Raw genomic sequence first — 20,181 nt, 5'->3', positions numbered from 1 at the left:
GTGAGCGTCGTAGGCGGCGGCCTCGGCGCCGTGTTCTCGCATGGTCATGCGCGACGCCGTCGACGGCACCGAACCGACCCGGCTCGATCTGCGCGAACTGCGCGACCTGGAACGGCGCCACGGATACCCGTACCTGGTGATCCACCGCAGCGACCCGCACGGCCTGCTGCCGCGCGCGTGCGATCGGGCCGCGTCGAGCCGGTCACCGACGCGCGGGTGACCTCGTACGACAACACCGACGGCGGTGCCCGTGTGACCCTCGCCTCCGGCCGGACGGGCGGCAGGACCGGGGCGCGCCCGACGAGCTGGACGCCGCCTCCGCCAGGACCTGCGACTTCGTCAGGACGGCCTGCCGTTCACGGGGCGGGACAAGTGGTGGCGGATGTTCGACCGCGATCCGATAACGAACTGGGTGCTGGGCCAGCACGTCGCCCGATGCCGCGCCGAGGACGGCACGGTCCCGCTGTCCTCGGCAAAGGCCGAGAAGCCGACCGCCGCCTCGTGGCGGACGACCGCGGCGCTTACGGCCCGTCAAGGAGCTGTGCGGAGCGTGTGGCGCGGAGCCGGTGTGTACGGTCGCCGTGCGGCGGCGCGTTAGGGTCCGGACATGGCGAACCTTCGGCAGGCACAGAAGCAGATGACGCGCCGGCTGCTGCTGGAGTCGGGACTCGAGCTGTTCAAGACGAAGGGCTACGCCGCCACCACGGTCGACGACATCGCGACCGCGGTGGGCACCACCCGGGTGACGTTCTACGCCTACTTCCCCTCGCGCAGCGAGCTGATGAAGACGCTCATCGACGAGCAGCTCAACGAGGCCTTGCAGCGCGTCAGTTCACCCGAGCACGGCTCCACGGCGCAGGGCCTGGTGGCGGCCGTCACCGACGGGACGCCGGAGGCGGTCACCGACTGGCTGCGGCGCACCGCCGACAGCTGGCCCGCGATCCGGCCGATCATCCGGGTGGGCCGGGACGCCGCGGCGATCGATCCGGAGCTCGCCCACCTGGTGGACCGGTGGCTGGAGGAAGCCATCAGGGACATCGAGGACGGACTGACCGCGGCCGGGCGTCTCGACCCTCATCAGCGCCGCTTCCGGGGTGTGCTGGCGATGGCCGAACTGGACTTCGTCGCCCAGCACTGGGACGGCGCCGACTGGAAGCTCACGCGCGAGCAGATGCTCGACGAGCTCGCCGCCAGCTGGGTGCGGCTGCTGAACTGACGGCGGCGCCCGCGCGCGGCGCCGGCTGTTCGACGTCCTCAAGGGGCCCGGGAAGCTCGACAGCGGCTCCTGTCCCCCGATGCGGTCGCGCCCCTGCCGTCGACGTCTTCGTGGAGGGCTCCCGCACGGTCGTGACCGCCGGGCAATGGCCGCCGAAGGAGATCGCGCACAGGCCGCTCTACCTTCACCCGTGCCGCCGCGCGACTGCACGTCGTCCAGTCCGCTCCCTGCCCGGACCGCCCCCGCCGGGCGGCACGCTCACCGACCTCACCGCTTCGGTGCTCGACCTCGTCGTGCCGGCCGGCCATCCGCTCGCCCGTCGCCACACCGTGCCGATCACCGAACCGGACGGCCTGGACTGCGTGGACTTCCCCGTGAGCTACGGCATCCGGACCGTCGCCGACCGAGCCTTCGCCACCGCCTCCGTCACCCGGCGCGTCGCCCTGGAGATCACCGACCTCCCCACCGGCGTGTCCTACGTCCGCGACCGCCTGGGCGTGGCGCTCTCGTCAGGGCAGCGGACGTCGCCACGTCGACCGTCGACGACGCGGACCTGGTCTGGCCGTTCTCCCTGGCCGTCCCCTCCGAGCGCGCCCCCTGATCGCGACGGCCCACGAGTTCCTCATCTGGCGGGACTGACCGCCGGTCTTGCCGGCGGGACGGCAGCGGGCCGCTCAGCGCAGGCCCGCTGCCTCACCCGGTCCGCCGGGCTCGGACCGCTGTGGTCCCGGACCGGGAAGGACCCGTGGCTCGGGGCCGGTGCCGCCGGGGCGGCCCGGCCCCGCCGTCAGCACCAGCACTTCGTCCTCGGCATGCCACACGCGCCGTTCGGACTTGCCCGGAGCCAGCCGGACGGCGCCGTACCGGCGGGCCGCCCGTGGAAGGTGCGCGTGATAGCCGATGGCGCACTCGCCGCGTTCCAGCGCCGCCGCGACCACCGTGGCGAACGCGGCCTCACGGCCCGGCGTTACGTAGTGGTCGGCCGTGCGCAGGGCGAGCGCTCCGCCGCGCTCCGTGAAGATCTCCTCGAACACGGCGGCGAGTTCGGGGGCGTGCGCGATCTGGGCCATGACCAGGGCGGTGAGTTCCCCGCGGACCACGACGTCGGAGGCGTGCCCGAGCGGGGCGACCCTCCCACTGCGGCGGTCGTGCATCTCCGCCACCACCGGCAGCACCCGGCCCGTCCGTTCCTCCCACGACCGCAGGGTCAGCAGCGCCAGCAGGGTCGGGGCGTCGGAGCCCGCGGGAGCGGGCCCGTGGTCCGTACCGAGAGCGATCACGCTGTCGTACACGGACAGTTCGAGCCCGTGGAGGGCCTCGGGAGCAGCCAGGTCGCGGGTGTGGTGCGTGACGGCGAGCGCGGGCGCGTCGGCGGCGGGGCCGGGGGATTCCTGCCGTGCGAGGGCGAGTTCGAGGTCGGTACCCGGATCCGTGACGACGTCGAGGGACGAGCCCGGCCGGACGGTTCGGCACAGGGTGTCCACGATCATCGGCGCGCGGCGGTTCCAGCCCAGCAGCAGGAGCCGGGAGGGCGGTTCGGGCACGGGCCCGGGCGGTGCGCCGGCCATCATGTCGACCGGTGCCCGGCGGTCCAGGAGCGGGGCGGGCCGGTCGTCATGGGCGACGGTGACGAGACGGTCGCCCTGTTCCAGGACCGTGCGGGGTGCCGGGGTGAGCAGGGGCCGCCCGTTGCGGAGCAACCCGACGGCGCAGGACGTGTCGAGGCGGAGGGCCACCTCCTCGAAGGACAGCCCGACCGCCTCAGGCACGTCGGTCACATGGAACTCGGCGCCGGAGAAGTCGAGGAGGTCGCGCAGGACCGACGGCATCCCCGGGCGCCGCGCGGACTGGACGAGCAGCCGTGCGGCCGTCCGGTCGGTTTCGAGCACCGTGCCGCGCGGCCCGGCGGCCAGGCGCGCGGCGGGCAGATAGCGGCCGTCGTGCACCGCCGCCACCACCCGTGGCCCGGGCCCGTCGGCCGGCAGGGCGCGCAGCGCCAGCAGGGTCCGTACGGTCGTCAGGTCGCCGTCGGCGTCCGCGGCGGGCAGCACCACCACCGCCCTGGCCGCGGCCGGCGTGACCAGCGCCAGGTCGTCCGGGTCGGTGAGCGTGCCGCTGCGGCAGACCAGCCGGACGCCCTCGGTGACGCCGAGGGCGTCCGTGAGCGCCATCCCTGTCTGGGCAGGGTCCCGGTCGGCGAGCACGGTGATCACATGCCGTCCGCCGCCGGCCCGTCCGGCGATCAGTTCACGGATCACGGTGACGGTCTGGTCGTTCCAGCCGACCACCACGTCGTGGTCGCGCTCCAGTACCCGGGAGCGGCCGCGCCGCAGCTCGGTGAGCTGTTCGCCGAGGCCCGTGGTGACGACGCCGACGACGGTCGACACGCACAGCAGGGCGATCAGACCGAGGAGGACGGACAACAGCATCCGCGCCGGCGCGCCCGTCACCGCGCCGAGCCGCAGGGTCTCCGCGCTGGTGCGCCACACCTGGGCGAGGCGGCCGGAGAAGGAGTGCGGCGCGTCGGGATCGGTCCACACCAGCAGGGCGCTGACGGGGACGACGACGGTCAGGCAGCAGACGGCCAGCCAGCCGAGCAGCGTCCCCGTGCTGCGGGCGAGTGTCCTGTCGAACAGGTAGCGCGCCCGGTGCCGTAACGGAGTCCGCTCCTGCCCTCGGTCCACATCTGCCCCCTGATGATCTCCGCGTACGTCTCCCGGAGTCGAAGCGTGCCCGGCACAGATATCGCGACACGCCGTCCGACCGGCACCTTCACACTTTCGGGCAGCATCGGTCGGCTCAAACCCGGGTGCGGCGGCCGGGTTTCCCCACCGCGGCCAGGTCGACGGCGGTGCCGGTCAGGGCGAGCAGGGCGGGGCGGGTGCGGTCGAGGACGCCCTCGGCGAGGGCGGCGAGCGCCTCGGCTCCGATGCCGAGCCATGAGGACGCCAGGACCGCGAGGGCGGGCTTCGACCAGGCCGGCAGCGGGAGTCCGCGCCCCGCGGCCGGCCCGGGTGAAACGCTGCCGGGCCAGGGCGATCACCGTCCACGCGCACAGCAGGCCCAGCACGAGGAGCCAGCCGACGCTGAAGAGCATCGAGAGGATGGGGCCGCCCTCGGCGGCACGGAGCCGTCGGGCGTGCAGCACGCTCGCCGTGAACAGAGCGAGCAGCACCACGACGGGGGGACGAGCAGCGTCCGGGTGTCCCGCTGCCCGGGGGTTCAGCATCTCCCCGACGCTCCCGGCCAGTTGCTCGTACTCGTCCAGCGTCTTCACGTGTTCGCCGGCGCGCGGTGCGGCCCGACGATGTCAGGGCGAGGACCCGGCGACTGCGGCCGCTCTCCCGCCGGACCTCCGTCAACAGGCCGGTCTCCCGCTGCCGTTCGCACGGTGCGTAGACCTGCGCGTGCGGCACCGGCCAGAACGGCGCGGCGGTCCGGGCCGCCTCCGCGCATCCGCGCGGGCGCCGCGCGGACCGCGTTCGCTCCAGGAGCCGTTCGGCGACGCGTACTTGTCCCACCGCCGATTCCCGCTAGCGTGGGGGCGCCAGGTCACCAGGTCCGCCTCTCCCCCCGCCCCAGGAGGCTCCGTGTCCATCCGTCCTCGCCGGCTCGCCGTCCCCGCTCTGTTCATGGCGGCCGCCCTCGCCGTGGCGGCTCCGGCCGCCCAGGCCAGCGGCACCAAGATGACCCAGGCGGCCGCGGCCGCCAAACTCTCCGCCGCGGGCATCACCTGGAGCTCCAGCGGCAACTGCACCACCCGCTCCAACTCCACGTGTACGTCGTTCGACCAGATCAACTCCGGCACGGTCGACGCCATGATCACGCTGAAGCGGGCCAGTGGCTGTGCCGTCAACATCACCGGCGGCACGGAGGTCGGCCACGCGTCCGGCACCTACAGCCACTACAACGGCTACAAGGTCGATCTGGCGCACAACTCGTGCCTGGACGGCTATGTGCACAACAGCTTCACCTACATCGGTTACCGCGGTGACGGCTACCCGCAGTGGCAGGCCGCCTCCGGCAACCTCTACTGCGACGAGGGCAACCACTGGGACGTCACGGTCTACTGAGTTCAGCGGCGCGGCTCAGGCGCGACGCCGCGTCGCAACGGAACGCATCCGCCCGCCGGGTGCAGGCCGGGATCGAGTACCGAACGGCGGCAGGGCTGAGTACGAGCACGCACCCCCGGCCTCCTCGGACCTTCGACACCGAGTTCTCTCGCCGACCCGGCCGCCGTCCTCGCCTCGCTCCGGCGCGTCGGCGTCGAGCCGGCCGTCATGGCGGCCGCGGGCCCGTGGCGCATCCCTCGTCTGGGACGCATGCTCGCCCGCGAAGGCCACATCCCCGTACACCGCGACGACCACCGCGCCTCCCGGCGCCTCGGCCTGGCCGCGGCGGCCCTGGGCGAGGGCCGTCCGGTCCTCGTCTACGGCGAGGGCCGGCTCCCCCGCCGCACCGACCCCGCCGCGGCCGCACCCGCCGCCTTCCGCAGCGGCCTGGCCCGGCTGGCCGAGTACACCGGGGCCCCCGTCGTCCCTCTCGGTCAGGCGGGAGCCCGGCGGATCACCTCGGGCAACACCGTCAAGCAGATCGCCGGCCTCGTCACGACCCCACTGCGCCGGCCCACCGTGCACGTCCACATCGGGGCGCCGATCCGGCTCACCGGCGACCGGGCCACGCGTACCGCGCAGGCCCACGGCGCGGTGACGGCCGCGTGGCGGACGGCGGCCGAACGCCTCGGCGAACCCGCCGGGCCGCCGTCGCGTCACGGCTGACCCGCGAGCCGGACGGTCGGCTTCGCCGGGTACGGCCGTCTAGCCGCGCCGCCGGCCCTTGGGGCGGCGGGGGTAGGGGAAGAGCCGTGGGCGGCGCTTGGCGGCCACGTCCTCGATCCAGCCGAAGAGCAGGATCGCCAGGCAGATCAGCGGAACGGCGATCACGAGCGGGGTCCACTGGCTCGCCAGCAGCCACTGCGCGTGGTCGTAGAAGAAGCTGTTGCTCCACAGCGGGTCGATCAGCGGCTCGGTCAGCACCAGCGCGAAGGAGTGCCACAGGTAGACCGTGACCGCACGGGAGTTGAGCAGGCTGATCACTCCGTTGAACCGCTCCAGCGGCCTGGGCCACCGCTCCCAGGACGGGCTCAGGTGGAGCAGCAGCAACACCGCGCCGAACGACCAGATCGCCTGGGCCACCGGCACCGCTTCCAGGTCGTGCCCGAGCCGTGGGTCGTCCACCGGCGACCGCAGCAGCCACCAGCAGCCGAACATGAGCACCAGCGGGGCGAGGGACGGCACGACGTACTGCGGGATCCTGCGGAGCAGCCCCTCCTGGTGCGCCATGCCGAGCAGCCAGCAGGCACCGAAGGTGGTGAAGTCGGTGGCGGCCTCCATCAGCCGTCCGGACTGCTCGACCAGACCGGAGTTGATGACGAACGCGAGCGCCAGCGGCACCAGCAGGGTGACCCAGGGCAGTCTCCGCATCGCCCTGAGCATGAGCGGCGAGAGCAGGACGTACCAGAGGTAGGCGCGCAGGTACCACAGCGGCACACAGATCTGTTCGGCCCAGGAGCTCGGCAGGTGACCGCCGAACGTGTGCAGTGAGGCCCCGAACGGCGGCTCGCTGAGCGGCAGGACCCAGTACGCCAGATCCGTCCACCACCAAGAGGGGTGGTGGACGTCGGGCCGCCAGCCTTCCAGGAGCATCAGCGGCACCACGACCGCGCCGAACAGCCACATCGGCGGCAGCAGACGGCGCAGCCGGCCGCGGATCACGCTCAGCGCGGGCCGGTTGAGGGACCGCGCCATCAGCGACCCGGCCAGCGCGAACATGACGCCCATGGAGGGGAAGACGATCGGCAGCCAGTTCCAGCTGAAGTTGTGGTAGACCACCACGCGGACCAGGGCGAGCGCGCGCAGCAGGTCGAGGTAGCGGTCGCGGCCGGGTGTGCGCGCGGGCTCCGGCTCCGCTTCCTCGGCCCGCGGGAGGTGCTGCGCAGAAAGCACGGCCGGGTCGATCACCCGCAGGGCGACGGTGGAAGCGTCCTGGACGCCGAAGGCACCTCGTTCCGCGGTACTCATGAAGAAGTCGCCCCCGTGGTGACGTCGAGTCCTACCTCACCGGTGCGCCGCAGCTTCTGCCAGCGCAACCGGCCTCCGGTCAGTGCGGTGATGAAGGACTGCATCAGCACCATGTACATGAGCACCCGGTAGACCACCTGCTGGGCCGGCAGCGTGATCAGGTGCCACGCCTTCTCCCTGTCCAGGCGGAAGGACCACCAGGCGCAGACGGCCTGCAGGGCCATCACCGCGAACCACGCGGCCAGGGTCTTGTACGCGTCGACGAAGACCACGCCGTAGACCATGCCGATGTCGATGGCGGGTGCGAGCATCGGGGTGACCACCATGAACAGGGCGACGAACGGCAGGCCCACCCGGCCGAAGTGGCCCGCCGCGCCGCGCTCCAGCACCGCGTGCCGGTGCTTCCACATCGCCTGCATGGTGCCGTAGCTCCAGCGGTACCGCTGCGACCACAGCTGCTTCATGCTGACGGGCGCCTCGGTCCAGGCGCGGGCGTCCTCTGCATAAACGATCTTCCAGCCGGTCCGGTGCAGGGCCATGGTCACGTCGGTGTCCTCGGCGAGCGTGTCGTCGCTCATGCCGCCCGCCTGCGCGAGCGCCGTGCGGCGGAAGGCGCCCACGGCCCCGGGGATGGTCGGCATGCAGTCGAGCACGTCGTACATCCGGCGGTCGAGGTTGAAGCCCATCACGTACTCGATGTGCTGCCAGGCGCCTATCAGTGTGTCGCGGTTGCCGACCTTGGCGTTGCCCGCCACCGCGCCGACGCGCGGGTTGCCGAAGGGCTGCACCAGCTCCCGGACGGTGGCGGGTTCGAAGACCGTGTCGCCGTCCATCATGACGACCAGGTCGTACGAGGCGGCGGCCACACCGGTGTTGAGGGCGGCCGGCTTTCCGCTGTTGGGCTGCCGGATCAGCCGGACCATCGGCAGATCGAGCTCGTCCACGAGGGCGGCCGTGTCGTCGGTCGACCCGTCGTCGACCACGATCACCTCGATGGGATGCTCGCTTCTGGCAAGCGAGAGCAGGGTGTTGGTGATGCATTCCTGCTCGTTGTACGCCGGTACCACCACGGTGACCGGTTCGACGACCGGGTCGCCCCAGGAGAAACCCGGCCTGCGGATGCGCCGCACGTGGATCGCCGAGAGCACCAGCATCAGCGCGAACCGCGCCATGACCAGCACGCCGACCACCGCGAGCAGCCCGACCAGCCACGGCAGCAGCCGTACCGAGAAGGTGGTGCACCACAGGAACGCCTTGCCGACCCACAGGTTGTACCCGGTGACCTCGGTGTTGGCGGAGCCGGTGCCGAGCGCCTCGCCGAGGGTCTTGAAGGTGTAGCCCTGTGCCTTGAGCCTGTCGATGACGACCGGGAGCGCGGCCAGCGTCTGGGCCCGGTTCCCGCCCGCGTCGTGGAGCAGGATCATCTCGCCCTGGCCGGGCAGGTCGGGCATGGCGGACCGGACGATCGAGTCGACGCCGGGGCGTTTCCAGTCGTCGGTGTCCTTGTCGATGAAGGCGGTCAGGTACCCCTCCGACCCTGCCTGCTTCGTCACCGGCCACGACCAGTCGTCCAGCGCGTCCACGGTGGAGGAGTAGGGCGGCCGGAACAGGCTGGAGTGGATGCCGGCGACACCGGCCAGCGCGAGCTGGGTCTCGCCCAGTTCCCAGGTGAGCCTGGTGCCGGAGTGCAGCGCGAGGTCAGGGTGGGTGAAGGTGTGCAGTCCGATCTCGTGGCCGTCGGCCACGATCTGGCGGATCAGCGACGGGTTGCGGGTGACCATCGAGCCGGTGACGAAGAAGTCGGCGCCGACGTTCTCCTTCTTGAGCACCTTGAGGATCTTCGGCGTCCACTGGGCGGACGGGCCGTCATCGAAGGAGAGGACGACCGTCTTGTCCGGGATCGTGTAGTTGACCGGCTTGCCGTTCCTGTCGCCCCGTGCGTCGACGACCGGTCCTCCCTCCAGCACGCTGGTCGGGACGGTGCCCTTGTCGACCGAGACGGCGATGCGCTCGTCGTGGAAGACCTCGTTGTTCGCCATGCCCCGGAGCACCATCAGCGCCAGCAGGGTGGCCAGGACGGTCACCGGCAGGAAGAAGCGCAGGGGAGGTGCGGCGAGCCGGCGCGGCCTCGCGATGGACTGCCGGGAGCGGTGGCGGCGTGAGCGGGACATGGTCTTCCTGGTCGGTCGCGTCTGGCTACTGCGCGGCGGCGGTCACGGAGCCTGACGCCGCCGTACCGGCCGTCGCCGTCGTAGCGGTGACCGACGCGGTGGCGTCGGACGTGGCCGCTGGGGCGGCGGCGCCCGCTCCGGACCCGGCGACGCCGGGAGCCGCGGGCAGCGGTGCGTTGAGGTACTGGCCGGGCGGGGTGGTGTCCGCGGTGCCGGGGACGGTGAGCGCGGGCGCCTGCGACTGGGTTCCGGCCAGGCCGGAGACCATCGCCACCACGAACCCGGTGCAGACGAGCCCCACCAGCCAGCCCAGTCCGCGCAGACGGCGGCCGCGCAGACCGGTCCGGTCCACAAAGACGGGAGCCGATTCGACCTCCGTGGAGGCACTGCTCATCGACGGCCTCGAGCTTCCTTGATCGTGTTGCAACTGTCAGCCCGGTGCTGCCGAAAGCAGTGACTGGTACGGAAAAAAGATCAATGGGTACGGCAAGGAGGTCATCCCGCCCGCTTCCGATCTTGCGGCAAGATTAGTATGGAGATTCAGTGAATGTCACGTGGGTCTCGTAGAGTTCCTGCTAAGTCGCTTGCCTTCAGCCCGATCGGACCTCGCCGCATGGCCATCGCCCGCCGCCACCACCGCCTGACGGTCGCCGTGATCCTCATGGTCGCCGTCTGCTTCGTGGCGGATGCCTGCGGCGGCGCGGGAACCAAGGGCGCGGCCGGCCCGGCCACGTCCGCCACCCCGGCCGCGCGCTTCCGGGTTCCGTCCATGCTCAGGCCGTCCGGCCGCGCGCTCGGTGTCGTCGACGACAAGACGCCCTGGCAGTACGGGATCGTCAGCACCTTCACCCACGAAGCAGGGCGGGCGCCCGACATCCGCGAGTACTACAGCTCCTGGGGCGACGACTTCGACACGGAGGGCAACGCCTTCCTGTGGCGGCGCGGCCGGCTGCCCATGATGGCGCTGGTCCCCTCCGACACCTCGCTCGCCGACATCGCGAAGGGAACCGACGACCCCTACATCCGCCGGCTGGCAGGCCAGATCACCGCCTACGACGGGCCGTTGGCCCTCTCCTTCGCCGGCGAGATGAACGGCCCGTGGAACTCCTGGGGTCCCCGGCACACCAAGCCGTCGTCCTTCGTCGCGGCGTGGAAGCACGTGCACGACATCTTCGCCGCGCAGGGCGTCACCAACGTGATCTGGGTGTGGACCCCGCACGTCGTCGACTCGGGCACCACCGCCGGGCTGCGCCCCTACTACCCGGGCGACGCCTACGTCGACTGGGTCGGCCTCATCGGCTACTACGGGCCGATCGACGGCGCCGCCTTCTCCAGCCTGTTCACCCCCACCCTGCGCCAGATCAAGGGCTTCTCCGGCAAACCGGTACTGATCGCGGAGACCGGGGTCGCTCAGAGCAAGGACAAAGAGGCCCACATCCGCGACCTGTTCCAGGGCGCCGCGAAAGCGGGCGTCATCGGACTCGTCTGGTACGACCAGCACAAGGACTGGCCGGGCAGCAAGCAGCTGATGGACTGGCGGATCGGCACCTCGACAGGTGCGCTGGCCGCGTTCCAGGTGGAGTCGGCCCGCAACGGCTTCGGTCATCCGTTCAAGAACGGCTGATCCCGAGCAGGCAGGGCAAGCCGGGCACAGGCCCGACCCTTATCACCGCGCGTCGATGCGACCGGAGCATGCGAGCGCGGCTACCCGACCAGGGGGGATCACGGAGATGACGAAGGAATCGTCACCGGGCCAGGGAACTCCGCGGGAGGAGCCCGGCTGGGCCTTCCAGCCCCGCCGGCGGGCCGCCGCCCCGCGGCCGTACGAGGAGCGGCGGCAGACGGAGCCGTCCGCATCCGGGCACGGCCGGCCGACCGGCAACTCCTCGGCCCCGCGCTGGGACACCACCGTGCCGCTGCGGTTCCCCGAACCCCGCACGGGCCGCCACGAGGCCGTCCCCGAGCCGGACCGCGGCCACCCGCCGCTCCCCCGGCGCGGCAGCGAAACGGTCGTCACCGAGCCCGGACACCCGGCAGCGGCCACCGCCGTCCTCGACCGGGCGGGCCTCGCCCACCCGGAGTCGGCTGCCCCGCAGCCGGCCCCCGCCGCGGGCGCGGCCGGCGGCGAACGGCGTGGGGGGAGCAGCCGGGTGGGCAGGATCGCGCTCGTCCTCGTCGTCCTCGCCGCCCTGGTCGGGGCCGCCGCCGTCCTGCTCGCACAGGAGGACGCGGCCACCGTCGCCTCCAGCAACCTGAGACAGGCGTGGCAGATACCGGCCCCCGCCGCCGACGACACGCTGACCGGCAGCTGGCTCACCGGCGAACTGCTCGTCCGGGCCAGCAGCCGAGGCGGCCTGCGGGCGTACGACCTCACCGACGGCAGGCAGCTGTGGAACACCACACCCTCCGCCGACGCGGCCGAACGCGGCACCGTCCCCTGCGCGATGTCGCCGACGCTCAGCGCCCGGGGCATCGGCACGGTCGCCTTCGGCAAGGACGGCAGCACCTGCACCTGGCTGGCCGGCGTGCGGGCGGCCACCGGAAAGATCCTCTGGTCCATGCCGCTGACCAGCACGAAGCACCCCGCCGCGGCGACCGCCGCGACCTACCTGCAGGGTGATGTCGCGACCGTGGTCAGCGAGAACTTCCTGGGCGGGGTGGACATCCGCACCGGCGACCGGGTGTGGGGGTACAAGGCCCGCGGCCACTACTGCAACGCGTACGACTGGGGCACCGACGGCACCGTACTCGTAGGCGACTTCTGCCTCGACCGGAAGACCAGGTTCACCCTCACCGCGTACGACGGCAGAACCGGCAGGAAGATCTGGCAGAAGCCCGAGAGCGCCCACTCCGAGGTGACCCACATCCTGTCCGGCTCACCGCTGGTCGCCGCCGTCCACACCGCCCGGCAGGACGCCGTGCGGGTCTTCGACACGAGCGGGACCGGCCGCAAACTGGCCGTGGGCGACGACGAACTCACCAGCGGCAACGACACCGCCGCCGATCACTCCGCCCGGATCTACGGCCACGTCCTGGTCACTCCGGCCTCGGCCGCCGGCCGCACGGTGATCGACGGCTTCGACATCACCACCGGCGCCAGACTCTGGACCCATGACTCCGCCGTGCTCGCCGTCCCCGCGCCGGGCGCGGACGACACGGTGTACGCCGTCACCACGTCCGGCTCCCCACAGCTCATCGCCATCGACCCGCGCACCGGTCACAGCAGACCGGTCGCGGGCCTGCCGGCAGGGACCGGCACGTGGCACCTCACCTCCGGCACGGTGTACGTCCGCCCCGACGGCGGCGTGCTGGAACTCAACGCCCTCGGGACGAACGGCGGCGTACGGCTCTACCAGTAGGGCACCGTGCGCACGAAGCCCGGGCCACACGCCCACGGGCGGCTCGTCAGGCGACGACACCCAGGGCAGTGCCCCGGCCCGTGGCAAGGTGGGCACCGGCGTGGACCGCGAGACGCCGGCCGTGCGGTTCGGCGACCGGACCCACGACTACGGCTTCGCCGCCGTCCAGGGCACGACCTACGACGGCCGCGCCTACACCGTCTACGCCGGCACGTCGCTCGCGGACGAACAGGCCACCCTCGACCAGGTCTCCCGCGCCATGCTCGCCGCCCTGCCGTTCCTGCTCCTCGTCGTGGCCGGCGTGACATGGCTGGTCACCCGGCGCGCCCTGCGCCCGGTGGAGGGCATCCGGGCCGAGATGGCCGCGATCACCGGCAGCGGCGACCTGACCCGGCGGGTCCCGGTACCCCGCTCCCGCGACGAGATCGCCCGTCTCGCCCGCACCACCAACCAGACACTGGCCGCGCTGGAGAAGTCCGTCGAACGCCAGCACCGGTTCGTCGCCGACGCCTCCCACGAACTCCGCAGTCCGATCGCCTCGTTGCGCACCCAGATAGAGGTCGCCGACCAGCACCCCGGGCTGCTGGACACCGGAGGCCTCCACCACGACGTCGTACGCCTTCAGCACCTGGCCGCCGACCTGCTGCTGCTCGCCCGGCTCGACGCGGGCGAACAACCCGGCCACGCCCGCCTCGACCTGACCGCACTGGTACGGGAGGAGGTCGCCCGGCGTTCCCCGTCGGACCGGGTGACGCCCGGTGTACGGGCCGACGAGGACGTGCCGCAGGTCCGGGGCAGCCGCGGCCAACTGGCCCGCGTGCTCGGCAACCTCCTGGACAACGCCCAGCGGCACACCGCCACCGCGATCACGGTGACCTTGGTCCGCGCGGGCGACGACGCCGTCCTCACCGTCGCCGACGACGGCCACGGCATCGCGCCCGCCGACCGTCCCCGGGTCTTCGAACGGTTCGTCCGCCTCGACGAGCACGCAGCCGCGACGAGGGCGGGGCCGGCCTCGGCCTGGCCATCGCGCGGGACGTCGTACGCAACCACGGCGGGGACCTCACCCTCGCCGAGGCGCCCGGAGGCGGCGCCGCCTTCCTGGTCACCCTGCCGGGCGCACCGGCCGGCGACGGCGACGGCGACCGTGTCTGACCGCGTCCCCGTGCCCGGGCCGTGACGCCGGTAGGGCCGGAGCACGGGCGGCACAAACCGGTCGCGAGGGTTTTGGTATCGTCACGCCGTCGGACCACCCAGCATCCTCACGGTCCGCGCAACCACGGCATTCCCAGCCGGTGACACGAGCCCACGAGCCGTCAGTCCGGCCCCGGTCGCCAGGACCACGCGCGTCCGAGGCGGGGCATGCTCTCTCGTCCAGAGGCAGACCGTCATGCGCAAGTTCCGGACCGGCTCCCGCCGTGCCGCCGTGCCCCTCTCCGTCGTCCTCGCCGTGGCCTCCCTCGCCGCCGCCGGCTGCTCCGGCGGCCGGACCGGCACGGGTACGTCCCCGAAGGCCCCGGCGGCGAAGGTGTCGGCCCCGCCCGTCCACGCCGGCGTCGACTACCAGCTCGGCGGCGCCTACACCCCGCCGAAGGGCGTCTCCGTGGTCTCCCGCGACCACACGGCATCTCCCGCCCGTGGGCTCTACAACCTCTGCTACGTCAACGCGTTCCAGGCCCAGCCGGGCGCCGAGGGGGAATGGGACGCCGACCTCCTGCTGCGGGACCGCTCCGGGAAGGTCGTCATGGACGAGGACTGGGGCGAGGCGATGCTCGACATCGGCACCCCGGCCAAGCGCGCGCGGATCGCCGAGAAGGTGGACGACTGGATCGACACGTGCGCCGACAAGGGGTTCGACGCCGTCGAGCCGGACAACTACGACAGCTACACCCGCGCCCCGCGCGGACTGCTGACCGCCGCCGACGCCGAGGCGTTCCAGACCCTGCTCGCCCGCCACGCGCACGCCCGGCACCTCGCCATCGCCCAGAAGAACACCCTCGAACTGGCCAGGGACCGCAAGCGGGTCGGCCTCGACTTCGCGGTGGTGGAGGAATGCGGGCAGTACGACGAATGCGGCTCCTACGTCGACGCGTTCGGCGACCACGTCATCGTCGTCGAGTACACCGCGAAGGGCATGAAACGGGCCTGCGCGGGCTGGGGCGACCGGATCAGCGTCGTCCGACGGGACCTCGACGTCGCCCCGGCCGGCCACGAACGCTACGTACGCGAGACCTGCGACCGCTACTGACGACGAACCGTCAGGGCCGCGCCGGCCGACGCCAGACCCCCGCCCCGAGGGGGCAGGGACCCGCTGCGAGAACTTACGCCATGTTCGCTCAGCTTCTCGCGGCCACGGGTGTGCTCGCCGTCCCGACCACGGTCCCCGGCCCGGACATGGCGGTGGTGACGAAGCGGGCCATCGCCCCGGCCGGCGGGACGGGCTTCGGACGGCGGGCGGCATCACCGCGGGGCTGCTCATCCGGGGCGCGCTCAGCCTCGCCGGTCCGGCCGCCGTGCCGGCGGCGTCCGCCACGGCCTGCACGGCAGTCAAGCTCCTCGGCGCGGCCTACCTGGCCCTCCTCGCAATCCAGGCGCTCCGGCAGAGCCGGCGCGGCCGTGCCGTCACCGCGCCCGCTCTGCCCCTGGCCGGCAACCCGTGGCGGACCGGGCTGGTCGGCAACGTCCTCAATCCGAAGATCGCCGTCTTCTACACGGGCCTGCTGCCCGCTCTCGCACCGTCCGGCTTCTCGCCGCGCGCCGGGACGGCCCCTGCTGGTTCTCGTCCACACCGCCCTCACGATCGTCCGGCTCGGCAGCTGGGTGATGCCGCTTCCCCGAGCCCGTGCCTTCTTCGGCAGGCCCCCCGTACGCCGCGCCCTGGACCGCGTCACCGGTGTCCTCCTGATCGGGTTCGGAATCAGGGTCGCCACCCCTCAGCCCTGAACCCGCATGTCCGGGCATGGCGCCCGGGCGGGCGGCGGCGGGCGCCGAGGGTGCTGCCTCCCCGCTTAGTTCATGACTTGATTTAACTGGTGAGTTTCAACGGTCCGCAAGCCTCGCGCAGTTGGAATCTTTCCGGAGCCCTCTTCTGCCGGATCCCTTGACACCTGGATGACATGCCCTCAACACTCCTCGGCGGGAGAGCGCTCTCCCAACGTCTCCCGGCGCCCCCCCACGTCAGCCCGTCCGACACCACGTCATGGGGGCGCCCGGCGACGGCCTCTGACACCCCACCGTCCAGGAGGAGGTCTCCATGCCACGGAGATCGAAAGGCCTGTCAGCCACGCTGATCACCGGCGCGCTCCTGCTGACCTCGCTCGGCCTCGGCGGCATCGCCGTCAGCGCCGGGCCGCCGGCACCGCACAGCGCCGCCGCACAGTCGTTCGCTGCCACCCACTCCGGTCACGCGATGGCCGCGTCCACGGCCAACTCCCCCGAGGATCCGGACGGCGACGGCTACATCCCCGCCAACCCGCCGGTCACCGGCGTGACGCCGTCCACCCAGGACCCGCCGCACCGCTACTTCCACGAGTTCCAGGCCAACTGTGCGGTCACGCACACCAGGCCGGACGACCCCATCGTCTACCCGCAGCAGCCGGGCAAGTCCCACGACCACACGTTCATGGGCAACACGACGACCGACGCCAACAGCACCACCGCCTCGCTGTCGGCCGGCGGCACCACCTGCAAGGCCCCCGGCGACCTGTCCGGCTACTGGATGCCCACCCTGTACAACGGCGACCAGCAGATCCTGCCCGTCGGCCCTCAGGTCATCTACTACAAGTCCGGTGTCACCGACTACACCAGCGTCCGGCCCTTCCCCAAGGGTCTGCGCTTCGTCGTCGGCAGCCCCCTGCAGAGCGCCGACGAGTTCCGGCACCATCCCGGTTTCGTCGAGGGCTGGGAGTGCGGTGACAGCTACTTCAACACCGAGTTCCCCGCGACCTGCCCCAACCGCGCGGACGTCCAGCTCAACATCCGTTTCCAGGCTCCCAGTTGCTGGGACGGAAAGTACCTCGACACCCCGGACCACAAGAGCCACATGGCCTACCCCGTGGTCAAGCCCGGCACGAACGACAACATGTGCCCGGCCGACCACCCCGTGGCGCTGCCGATGATCGAGTTCAAGATGGCCTTCCCGGTCAACGGCGACATGTCGAAGGTCCGGCTGGCCAGCGGCACGGGCCACAGCTTCCACTACGACTTCTTCAACGCCTGGGACGACCGCACGCTCAAGGCGCTGGTCGACCACTGTGTCGTCGGCGGCCTCCAGTGCGACGCGCGCGGCTACGACGAGACCCACCCGGAGGCGGGCGCCGCGCTCGACGAGCACTACCGACTGCCCTGAGGAGCTCGCGAATGACCCCACGCACCCGCACCCGCACCCGCACCCGCACCCGCACCCGATCCAGCCGTGTCGTGGCACCCCTGACGGCCGGCGTACTGGCCGCCGGATTCCTCGCCGCTCTACCCGCCACCCAGGCCCACGCCGCGGGCAGCGTCGTCAAGGTCACCGGCGGCCAGGGCGCCTGGCAGCTGACGGTGGACGGGCAGCCGTACCAGATCAAGGGCCTGACCTGGGGCCCGAGTGTCTCCGACGCCGAGAAGTACCTGCCGGACCTCAGGTCCATGGGCGTCAACACGATCCGCACCTGGGGCACCGACGCCACCAGCAAGCCGTTGTTCGACTCCGCGGCCGCCCACGGCATCAAGGTCGTCGCCGGCTTCTGGCTGCAGCCGGGCGGCGGTCCCGGCAGCGGCGGCTGCGTCAACTACCTCACCGACACCGCCTACAAGAACCAGGTGCTCGACGAGTTCCCCAAGTGGGTCCAGACCTACAAGGACAACCCCGGCGTGCTCATGTGGGACGTCGGCAACGAATCGGTCCTCGGGCTGCAGAACTGCTACAGCGGCGACGAACTGGAGAGGCAGCGCGACGCCTACACCACCCTCGTCAACGACATCACCCGGAAGATCCACGCCATCGACCCCAACCACCCGGTCACGTCCACCGACGCCTGGGTCGGTGCCTGGCCCTACTTCAAGAGGAACGCGCCCGACCTCGACCTGTACGCCGTGAACTCCTACAACGCGGTCTGTGACATCAAGTCCGCCTGGCAGCAAGGGGGTTACACCAAGCCCTACATCGTCACCGAGACCGGGCCGGCCGGCGAGTGGGAGGTCCCCGACGACGCGAACGGCGTCCCGCTGGAGCCCTCCGACCAGGCCAAGGCCGCCGGCTACACGCGGGCCTGGGGCTGTGTCACCGGGCACCAGGGGGTCGCGCTCGGCGCCACGATGTTCCACTACGGCACCGAGTACGACTTCGGCGGCATCTGGTTCAACCTGCTGCCGGCCGGCCAGAAGCGGCTGTCGTACTACGCGGTGAAGAAGGCCTACGGCGGCGACACCAGCCACGACAACACCCCGCCCGTCATCTCCGACCTGACCGTGGAGGGCGGCGCGGGCCAGGTGCAGGCCGGACGAGACCTCGTCCTCGCCGTGAAGGCCACCGACCCCGACGGCGACCGGATCTCCTACGAGGTCCTCGACAACAGCAACTACATCGACCAGAGCAAGAACCTGGCCTCGCTGCCCTTCACCGACCTCGGCGGCGGCCGCCTGAAGTTCACCGCGCCCGACCGTCCGGGCGTCTGGAAGGTGTACGTCAAGACGACCGACGGCAAGGGCAACGTCGGGGTCGAGACCCGCTCGATCCGGGTCGTGCCGCCGGTCCCGTCCGGCACCAACGTGGCACGGGGCAAGCCCGCCACCGCCTCGTCGTACCAGGCGAGTTACGGTGACTGCCCCTGCACCGCGGCCAACGCGGTCGACGGCAACCAGAGCACGCGATGGGCCAGTGACTGGAGCGACCCCCAGTGGCTCCAGGTCGACCTCGGCACCCGCACCACGTTCCGGCACGTCCAGCTGTCCTGGGAGGCCTCGTACGCCAAGGCCTACACCATCCAGACCTCCGACGACGGCCAGAACTGGCAGACCGTGCGCACCGTGTCCGACGGCAACGGCGGGATCGACGACTTCGACGTCACCGGCACCGGCCGTTACGTCCGCGTCAACGGCACGGCGCGGGGCACCGGTTGGGGCTACTCGCTGTACGAGTTCGGCGTCTACGCCTGACCGAGGCAGCTCTCCCGGAGCGGCGACCCCGCTCCGGGAGAGCGCTCTATTGCGGGATTCGCAGGTCCGTTAGGGTGCCTGCATGAGCAGACGGGCCCCGACGCTGGAGGACGTCGCCCGGGAGGCCGGTGTCTCCCGGGCGACCGTTTCCCGCGTCGTCAACGGCATCCGGAACGTGGATCCGGAGATACAGGAGGTGGTCCGCGGGGCCATCGAGCGGACGGGTTACGCGCCCAACCGGGCCGCCCGTTCCCTGGTGATCCGGCGGGCCGAGACCGTCGCCCTGGTGGTGTCCGGCGCCGGCGACACCACGGACGCCGGCCAGAACGCGTTCGCCACCTCGGTGTTCGCGGACCCCTTCTTCGGACGGGTCGTCAGCGGGATCGTCGGCTTCCTGCGCCCCCGCTCGATGCACCCCGTCCTCATGTTCGCGGAGTCCGCCCAGGCCCGGGAGGAGGTGCTGACCTACCTGCGCCAGGGACGTGCAGACGGCGCCCTCGTGGTCTCCACCCACGCGGACGACCCGCTGCCCGCCCTCATCGCCGACGCCCGGCTTCCGGCGGTGCTCTTCGCCCGCCCCTCCCGTCCGGTCCGGCTCAGCTACGTGGACCTGGCGCACCGGGACGGCGGACGCCTCGCCGCGGAGCACCTGCTCGCGCGCGGCTGCCGCCGGCCCGCCACGGTCTGCGGCCCCCTGGACGTGGCGGCGAGCCAGGAGCGGCTGGCCGGCTTCCGTGACACGCTGGCCCGCCACGGCCACCCCTGTGTTCCGGTCGCCGAGGGCGGGTTCACCCTGGACAGCGGTCTCGCGGCCATGTCGGACCTGCTGGCCCGCCACCCCGACACGGACGGTGTGTTCGCCGCCAACGACCTCATGGCGCAGGGTGCCTGCCAGATCGTACGGGAGCACGGACGGCGGGTGCCCGAGGACGTCGCGGTCGTCGGCTTCGACGACTCCGGCATCGCCGTGACCTGCCGGCCCCGGCTGACCACGATCCGCCAGCCGGTCGAGGAGATGGCGGCGGAGATGGCCCGCCTGCTCGACGAGCACATCCACGGCGTACGCACCGAAGCGACGTCGGTCATCTTCGATCCGGAACTGGTGGTGCGCGACTCGGCCTAGCGCCGGGTGGAGGCGGACGGGTGCCGGGCGTGGTCGGGGCGTCGACCGACGGCTCGTCCGGTCCGGGAACCCTGCCACCGGCGCCGTGATCCGC

At 72.0% G+C, this 20,181-nt stretch carries 14 protein-coding genes and 3 pseudogenes; 13 read left to right on the top strand and 4 right to left on the bottom strand.

Going from position 1 to position 20,181, the window contains the following annotated elements; all coding sequences use genetic code 11:
• Positions 1-40 precede the first annotated feature (40 nt).
• The 3 genes and pseudogenes from ACFXI4_RS24000 to ACFXI4_RS23990 form a co-directional block, all read left to right on the top strand.
• Entirely contained in the window at positions 41-220 is a 180-nt protein-coding gene (locus ACFXI4_RS24000) for a hypothetical protein (RefSeq protein ID WP_384994227.1), read from the top strand.
• 387 nt (positions 221-607) lie between these two features.
• A complete protein-coding gene (locus tag ACFXI4_RS23995) occupies positions 608-1,216 on the top strand; it encodes a TetR/AcrR family transcriptional regulator (RefSeq protein ID WP_384994225.1) in 609 nt (202 codons plus the stop codon).
• 110 nt (positions 1,217-1,326) lie between these two features.
• Positions 1,327-1,662, top strand: a pseudogene (locus tag ACFXI4_RS23990) (LysR substrate-binding domain-containing protein); the annotation flags it as partial.
• Between the two features lie 228 nt (positions 1,663-1,890).
• On the opposite strand, the gene ACFXI4_RS23985 reads toward ACFXI4_RS23990, so the two are convergent.
• Positions 1,891-3,900 carry an NAD-binding lipoprotein gene (locus ACFXI4_RS23985; RefSeq protein ID WP_384994223.1) on the bottom strand — a complete coding sequence of 670 codons (2,010 nt, stop codon included), beginning with the start codon at positions 3,898-3,900 and terminating at the stop codon, positions 1,891-1,893.
• A gap of 948 nt (positions 3,901-4,848) precedes the next feature.
• Between ACFXI4_RS23985 and ACFXI4_RS23980 the strand changes: the two genes are divergently transcribed.
• The gene (locus tag ACFXI4_RS23980) at positions 4,849-5,289 is read left to right on the top strand and encodes a hypothetical protein (RefSeq protein WP_384994403.1); all 441 of its coding nucleotides are present in this window, start codon (positions 4,849-4,851) and stop codon (positions 5,287-5,289) included.
• Between the two features lie 141 nt (positions 5,290-5,430).
• A pseudogene (locus tag ACFXI4_RS23975) lies at positions 5,431-5,970 on the top strand (lysophospholipid acyltransferase family protein); the annotation flags it as partial.
• Positions 5,971-6,033: 63 nt separating this feature from the next.
• Here the strand turns inward: ACFXI4_RS23975 and ACFXI4_RS23970 are convergent.
• From ACFXI4_RS23970 to ACFXI4_RS23960, 3 genes are read right to left on the bottom strand one after another with little or no spacing between them, the layout of a single operon-like run.
• Entirely contained in the window at positions 6,034-7,296 is a 1,263-nt protein-coding gene (locus ACFXI4_RS23970; protein ID WP_384994220.1) for an acyltransferase, read from the bottom strand.
• Positions 7,293-9,467 carry a glycosyltransferase gene (locus ACFXI4_RS23965; RefSeq protein ID WP_384994218.1) on the bottom strand — a complete coding sequence of 725 codons (2,175 nt, stop codon included), beginning with the start codon at positions 9,465-9,467 and terminating at the stop codon, positions 7,293-7,295. The genes ACFXI4_RS23970 and ACFXI4_RS23965 overlap by 4 nt, the downstream gene beginning before the upstream one ends.
• Before the next feature lie 25 nt (positions 9,468-9,492).
• Positions 9,493-9,861 (bottom strand): hypothetical protein, encoded by a 369-nt coding sequence (locus ACFXI4_RS23960; RefSeq protein WP_384994215.1) that lies wholly within the window; start codon positions 9,859-9,861, stop codon positions 9,493-9,495.
• 219 nt (positions 9,862-10,080) lie between these two features.
• Between ACFXI4_RS23960 and ACFXI4_RS23955 the strand changes: the two genes are divergently transcribed.
• The 8 genes and pseudogenes from ACFXI4_RS23955 (at position 10,081) to ACFXI4_RS23920 (ending at position 20,087) form a co-directional block, all read left to right on the top strand.
• Complete coding sequence (locus ACFXI4_RS23955) at positions 10,081-11,091, top strand: glycoside hydrolase family 26 protein (RefSeq protein WP_384994212.1); 1,011 nt, start codon at positions 10,081-10,083, stop codon at positions 11,089-11,091.
• 106 nt (positions 11,092-11,197) lie between these two features.
• Positions 11,198-12,826, top strand: a complete 1,629-nt coding sequence (locus ACFXI4_RS23950) for a PQQ-binding-like beta-propeller repeat protein (RefSeq protein WP_384994210.1) — start codon at positions 11,198-11,200, stop codon at positions 12,824-12,826.
• Positions 12,827-12,860: 34 nt separating this feature from the next.
• Positions 12,861-13,981, top strand: a pseudogene (locus tag ACFXI4_RS23945) (sensor histidine kinase); the annotation flags it as partial.
• 235 nt (positions 13,982-14,216) lie between these two features.
• Positions 14,217-15,074, top strand: a complete 858-nt coding sequence (locus ACFXI4_RS23940; RefSeq protein ID WP_384994207.1) for an endo alpha-1,4 polygalactosaminidase — start codon at positions 14,217-14,219, stop codon at positions 15,072-15,074.
• A 211-nt stretch (positions 15,075-15,285) separates the two neighbouring features.
• Positions 15,286-15,855: a LysE family transporter gene (locus ACFXI4_RS23935; RefSeq protein ID WP_384994401.1), complete on the top strand. Its 570-nt coding sequence runs from the start codon at positions 15,286-15,288 to the stop codon at positions 15,853-15,855.
• A 224-nt stretch (positions 15,856-16,079) separates the two neighbouring features.
• Positions 16,080-17,174 carry a DUF1996 domain-containing protein gene (locus ACFXI4_RS23930; protein ID WP_362723731.1) on the top strand — a complete coding sequence of 365 codons (1,095 nt, stop codon included), beginning with the start codon at positions 16,080-16,082 and terminating at the stop codon, positions 17,172-17,174.
• A gap of 11 nt (positions 17,175-17,185) precedes the next feature.
• Complete coding sequence (locus ACFXI4_RS23925; protein WP_384994203.1) at positions 17,186-18,964, top strand: discoidin domain-containing protein; 1,779 nt, start codon at positions 17,186-17,188, stop codon at positions 18,962-18,964.
• A gap of 82 nt (positions 18,965-19,046) precedes the next feature.
• The gene (locus tag ACFXI4_RS23920; protein ID WP_384994201.1) at positions 19,047-20,087 is read left to right on the top strand and encodes a LacI family DNA-binding transcriptional regulator; all 1,041 of its coding nucleotides are present in this window, start codon (positions 19,047-19,049) and stop codon (positions 20,085-20,087) included.
• Positions 20,088-20,181 lie beyond the last annotated feature (94 nt).

This window comes from Streptomyces sp. NPDC059224, assembly GCF_042754285.1.
Taxonomy (GTDB): domain Bacteria; phylum Actinomycetota; class Actinomycetes; order Streptomycetales; family Streptomycetaceae; genus Streptomyces.
The sequence above is the reverse complement of the archived record's forward strand: the minus strand, read 5'-3'. Positions and strand labels throughout refer to the sequence as shown.